Genomic DNA, 5,275 nt, shown 5'->3' with positions numbered 1-5,275 from the left:
AATCCTGATACCGGATTTACTGAGAAAGGCAGGATAAAACAAGGGACCGGTACTTCAGATGATGAATGGTGGTACGGCTCAACGGTCCTTCGGTCGCTCTTTATGGATGATGTGGTATATACGATATCCAAGGATCGGATTGTTGGTTCGGATCTGAAGGATCTGAAACGGCGCCTGATGGATATCAGTATCCGGCATACCAATAAGAAATGGGAATAATCTGCCAGGCGTACCAGGATTTCTGTAGTGCTGAGATTGCAAAGATCTCTTCAGGTGATGTGAATTCAACAGATGTTCAGGGGCCGTTACATGCGGCAACATCGATAATGAAAAAACTCACTCCTTCCCCCTATGTCGGACAAGAAGCATCATTGTTTGTGAATATTACCCTTACCTGAATTGTTCGGAATTAATCTCTCTATTTTTTGGTAATAATCAGTAAGGCCTGCCCGGTAGGTATCAACTGATAGTGCACGAGGTGTATGCTGACATAGCCGGATAATTCGGTCTGCCTGTGCAATCAATAGTTCCATTCCGGATCCGGCAATAATAAACGTAGTCCCGTTGCACCATTCTCTTGCTTCTGCAAGAAGGGATGCAAGTGATCTGACGTCCGAAGAGCTCATATAACAAGGGACCATCAGGTTCTGTGCGGCCCGGTCCTCATCGATGACAATATACGGAGTTGCCCTTCGAATAGCATCAGAAATACGGTACGCCATAGATGAAGAACCGCTCCCCTGTCCAAACGCTGATTCGGCTCTTCCTGCCATCCCTGGAGGAATCTTTTGAAAGAACGGACGAAGATCTGCACCTTTGAGTTCAATACTTGTCGCATCAGGAGAAACCCCGCCCGCAATGGTTACCAGACATTCTCTCCCGTCACCTATTGCATGATCATCCTCACCCGCTTCAATGGCATTGAGAAGAGTTGATTTTCCCTCTGCATTAGAGCCTGTTATTGCAAAGATTTCACCCTTATGTATACCAAGTCCGGTGATCGTATGGTTCGAGCCCGCGAGCATAACCTCCACTGGTTCAAGCTTAACCGGGCAGTTAAATGGGATATGCACACCGTCCTTTGGGCCTGCCACCCGGTGCCAGCATCGGTAACGGGTATATGATCGTGCTGGTCTTGTTCCGTCCCCAATAAATGACACAAGACCCATTTCAGAGAGCTTTGAACGAAGATGCTGTTGATCATATACGATCTCCCATTCCCGTTTTATCTGCCGGATGGGTACCCGGTGAATGCACTCGGCGATACTCTGCAGGTATGTGCTCAGTTCATCCAGAATGAAAGTACTGTTTCTCGAAGATACCGGAAGATATGGCATTGCTCCCCGGATAGTAAGCCGAATACCCTCTGGTGTGAGTAAATTTCCGTCGTCCGGCCTCCAGAGATGGGATGCCAGTGCTGACATGGATAAAGCAACGGTGCAGGGTTCAACGTTTACCATGTACCTGCCCTGATTTCCTGTTCTGGCACCATAAAGCATTCCAACATCCTTGATCTTTCCTGATGCCTGTTTGCAGTATTCAATAATTGCATGAACTGCACCTGCCGATGAAGAGAGGGGAAGGGATATCTCTTCGAGGAGGGGTCGCCTGAAGCAGACGGGGAAGGAGAAGGTAAGATCCTGGTGGTCAGGAGACGGCACCAGGTATGCATCAGTCCCGAGACGATACTTTTCCGGAATGAAATAATCCGGTGAAGAGAGTGATACAAAGAGTTCAGGTAGGTGAGTGGTCCAGGTTTCCATGACAGCGTACAATAATGTGTTTCTTGTCAGGCATAAGGAGCGATGGTATGCACAAACCAGGTTGCAAAACAATTATCAGACAAATTCATACCATATGAGGATCAATGAAAAGTAATCCGAAGTGAAGCTTTGATTTATCTCCAGAGTTGATGGTATGACCACTGTTTTAATGGTTGATGATAATCCGTCAGATATTGATGAGATGAATGCTATTCTGACTGAGGCTGGGTTTAGAACGCTGACGCAGCCTGACGGTATACATATACTGGATTTTCTCACATCTCATCCTGTTGATCTCATTATGCTTGACCTGGTAATGCCAAAACTGAATGGAATTGAGATTTTGCGAGAACTTAAAAAGAAGTTTCCAACGATTCCTGTTATCATGTGTTCTGCAGCAGGGCTTGAGCAAGTGGTGGCTCTGGCTCTTCGTGTTGGTGCAGCAGGATATGTCATCAAACCATACCAGAAAGACGAATTGCTTGGGAGTATTGAGAAGGTAATCGCAAAAAGATAAGTTATTGGTTTGTTTTTTCTGCATCCCATCTCTTAATATTTCTCGCTTTGGGATTGAAGACCATTTCAATTTCAATTACCGGACGGGAGTCAGATGGGGTTATATCCATATGCATACCCACCGGTCCGTATTTCAGAAAAGGACTGAATATCAATAGGGAGTGTGAAAAGGACCATTGCTCTTCGAACTGTACACGATATCGTTTCTGAATCCTTATAGATATCATACCGCTGATCAGATATTGGCTGGTATGGTGATTCAAAGAAGAAGCATTTTGAAGAGCTTTTCATAGACTATGAGTGATGTGAACCAGGGGGTTTGCACATTTATGAAAAATATTCAGATCATATCATTTATTCTTCTGATTCTGCTATCAGCATGCAGTATCTGTACATCGGCAGAGGAAACGAAGATTCATGTTCTTGATGTGGGAACAGGGGATGCGATCCTGGTAGAGTCAGAAGGGATCAATACTCTGATTGATGCAGGTCCGGACCGCAATACCACGGCAGCATACCTGACCGATCATAATATTACTGACATTCATCTCTTCCTGGTGACCAGTATGGAACCGGGGAAGATCGGGGGAGTGCTGGAGGTTATGAACCGGACAAACGTGCATGAGTATCGTGATACCGGAACTGGTCAGATGTATTTCAACTATAACAAAATTTTAGAGAAAATACAGAACGAATCAATCACATACCGTTCCCTCAAACTTGGCGAACGTATTCCGATCGGCACTGATACAACAATAGATGTGATAAATATCGCTCAGACTCATAACGGAATTGGTGATGAGGCAATTCTGAATCTGCATGCAGGGAACGTATCCATGCTCCTTCTTTCAGAAAATGGTTCTCCTGATATCGATACTGGGATGAAAATCCAGATTCTCCGGGTTCCTGATCATGGTTCCCGCCAGGCCTTTGACATGGGTTTTGTGCATATGATAAAACCGGAGGTTGCAGTCATCAGCATCGGACGAGAGGGGAACGGTCCAAACAAAGCAACAGAGATGGGTCTTGAAGCAGCAGGAGCAGAGGTCTATCGTACTGATATCAGAGGTACAATCCTGATCGCAACAGATGGTGAAAACTATACGATCGGATCATCACGGACATCGCCTGCCGGATCGATATCTCTCATGAGTGTAATTGAGACACAACCTCCTGCATGATAACTGACCGATTGCATCGATCCAATAAAAAACACCTGATTTTTATATATAGAATGAGGGCCGGATATTATTCTTTCAAGTGATTAAAGGGTGATATGACCTTTTCTTAAATCATGAGCGATTATTTCCTCAATAAACAAAAGACCTTCAGGGATGTGGCAGACAGATGTCTGACTCATATTGTTGATAATATTAAAAGACGATAATTTATCTTCCTTTAATGAAAAAAAGGATATTATATCGATTTTATATCTCTGAAAATATATGGATTTCAGGTCATCACCTATAAATTTTTTCTATATAACCGGATCAATAATCTCATGATGTCTGACAATCTCACCTGTCTCACCGATATGTTCAGAGCAGGGAAATAGTTCTTATAGATGTATAATCCTGACGTGTTTATCGGTTAATTTATAGTTATTTTTCAAAAATAGATGGCATTATGAGATATAAAAAAGAAGGAATAAATTACGATCCGATCGCTATATAATTATTGTGCATTACACAACACCTTGAAGTAATGGCAGTGAAAAGGAGATTATTTCAAGACGTGCATAACAAAAGCACGACATAGATACCTGCAAACATTCGAAAACATTTCAGAATGGTTTGCAGTATCCTCTCTATCAGAACTCAGCATCAGTTCCCATTTGATTCCATGGAAGCATCATGAAGGCGCCATTTTCCTTCAGGGATCCGGATTTCAAAGCAGGCACCTTCTCCTTCTTTCCCAATTTCACGGATCTCTATTCCGGTGAGGGAGAGGATCTCACGGATTAAAAAGAGGCCCAGACCGGTATTTGTGCCATATCCCCGTGCGAAAATCTTTTCCTTGTCTTCTCCTGGGATACCTCTTCCATTATCCGAGTACGTGAGAACTGCTATCCCGTTTTCAGTGATGACGTGAAAGGCGATGCGGGTTACTGTTCCACCATGACGAAAGGAATTTTCAATAAGGTTGTAAAGCACCCGGTCAAACATGGGATCAGCATAGATTTCAAGCCCGTTTGTAGTATCATCAACGGAGCATTTCTGTTCGGAAAAATTTTTCATAATCTCGTCTATGAGCCGGGTCATATGATGCCAGACCGGTTTATCAACACCCATCTGTTCATAAATACGGGTAAAGAGAATAAGGTCATGGATCGAATTCAGGGCATCACGGATCATACTCATAATCCGGTTATGTTGCTCATTCTTTGGGATATCCTCTTCAAGAAGGTCAAAACCTGAAGAAACAACAGATATCTGGTTTAAGAGGTCATGTCTGGTGATAGTTCCAAGCAGAGAGAGTTTGTGATTAGCTGCCCGCAGAGATTGCTCGGCATATTGCCGGTTTACCAGTTCCTGGTGTAATTCGTCTGTCCTCTGCTTGATTGAGATGATATCCTTTTTGAGTCTTCCAACCATCTTCTGGATGCTGGTCTCAAGTCTTCGAAATTCAAATCCTTTTGTCCGTCGTATGGGGTGATCATAATTCCCGTTTGCAATGATCTCGATATCCTCGATGATCTGATACACCGGCCTTGTGACATACCGCGAAATGGCATATGCAATCAGGAACAGAAGAATAATAGAAAGAAACGCAGAGAGAACATTCCGGATCAGGGCCTGCTCTGTCTTCTTTGTTATACGCTCAGTTGAATAGACGATCTCTGCCACTTTATCAAACAGGTCGGATGACACTGAAGAGCTGTTAATCTGGGGTATATAGAGATATTTTGTTATCTGATTAGAGCCCGGTCCGGGAACAATAAAACTCATTCGCCCGGTAAAAGCCTTTTTCAGATTATCAATACGATCTTTCCGGTC

The 5,275-nt window shown here is 43.6% G+C and carries 6 protein-coding genes; 4 read left to right on the top strand and 2 right to left on the bottom strand.

Annotated elements, in window-relative coordinates; all coding sequences use genetic code 11:
• Both PLA23_RS10195 and PLA23_RS10190 read left to right on the top strand, forming a co-directional pair.
• On the top strand, window positions 1-219 hold a 219-nt coding region (locus PLA23_RS10195), incomplete at its 5' end, for a beta-propeller domain-containing protein (protein WP_324475112.1).
• On the top strand, window positions 210-398 hold the full coding sequence (locus tag PLA23_RS10190; RefSeq protein ID WP_324327696.1) for a hypothetical protein: 189 nt from the start codon (window positions 210-212) through the stop codon (window positions 396-398). The genes PLA23_RS10195 and PLA23_RS10190, both read left to right, overlap by 10 nt.
• On the opposite strand, the gene PLA23_RS10185 is transcribed toward PLA23_RS10190, so the two are convergent.
• Complete coding sequence (locus tag PLA23_RS10185) at window positions 369-1,763, bottom strand: P-loop domain-containing protein (protein ID WP_324327698.1); 1,395 nt, start codon at window positions 1,761-1,763, stop codon at window positions 369-371. The two genes, PLA23_RS10190 and PLA23_RS10185, sit on opposite strands and share 30 nt — an antisense overlap.
• Before the next feature lie 154 nt (window positions 1,764-1,917).
• Here PLA23_RS10185 and PLA23_RS10180 point away from each other — a divergent pair, with 154 nt between their 5' ends.
• Both PLA23_RS10180 and PLA23_RS10175 read left to right on the top strand, forming a co-directional pair.
• Window positions 1,918-2,280: a response regulator gene (locus PLA23_RS10180; RefSeq protein ID WP_324327700.1), complete on the top strand. Its 363-nt coding sequence runs from the start codon at window positions 1,918-1,920 to the stop codon at window positions 2,278-2,280.
• 328 nt (window positions 2,281-2,608) lie between these two features.
• Window positions 2,609-3,460 carry a ComEC/Rec2 family competence protein gene (locus PLA23_RS10175; protein WP_324475111.1) on the top strand — a complete coding sequence of 284 codons (852 nt, stop codon included), beginning with the start codon at window positions 2,609-2,611 and terminating at the stop codon, window positions 3,458-3,460.
• A 642-nt stretch (window positions 3,461-4,102) separates the two neighbouring features.
• On the opposite strand, the gene PLA23_RS10170 is transcribed toward PLA23_RS10175, so the two are convergent.
• Window positions 4,103-5,275 (bottom strand): HAMP domain-containing sensor histidine kinase (locus tag PLA23_RS10170; RefSeq protein ID WP_324475110.1); only part of this gene is annotated, 1,173 nt, incomplete at its 5' end.

It is taken from the genome of Methanospirillum sp., from assembly GCF_035406105.1.
Taxonomy (GTDB): Archaea; Halobacteriota; Methanomicrobia; order Methanomicrobiales; family Methanospirillaceae; genus Methanospirillum.
Note: the sequence above shows the minus strand (reverse complement) of the source record. Positions and strands in the feature narration are given on the sequence as shown.

Excerpts from the sequence above, each read along its gene's own strand:
- PLA23_RS10185 (WP_324327698.1), bottom strand. The coding sequence starts at position 1,763 with ATGGAAACCTGGACCACTCACCTACCTGAACTCTTTGTATCACTCTCT.
- PLA23_RS10190 (WP_324327696.1), top strand. The coding sequence starts at position 210 with ATGGGAATAATCTGCCAGGCGTACCAGGATTTCTGTAGTGCTGAGATT.
- PLA23_RS10180 (WP_324327700.1), top strand. The coding sequence starts at position 1,918 with ATGACCACTGTTTTAATGGTTGATGATAATCCGTCAGATATTGATGAG.
- PLA23_RS10175 (WP_324475111.1), top strand. The coding sequence starts at position 2,609 with ATGAAAAATATTCAGATCATATCATTTATTCTTCTGATTCTGCTATCA.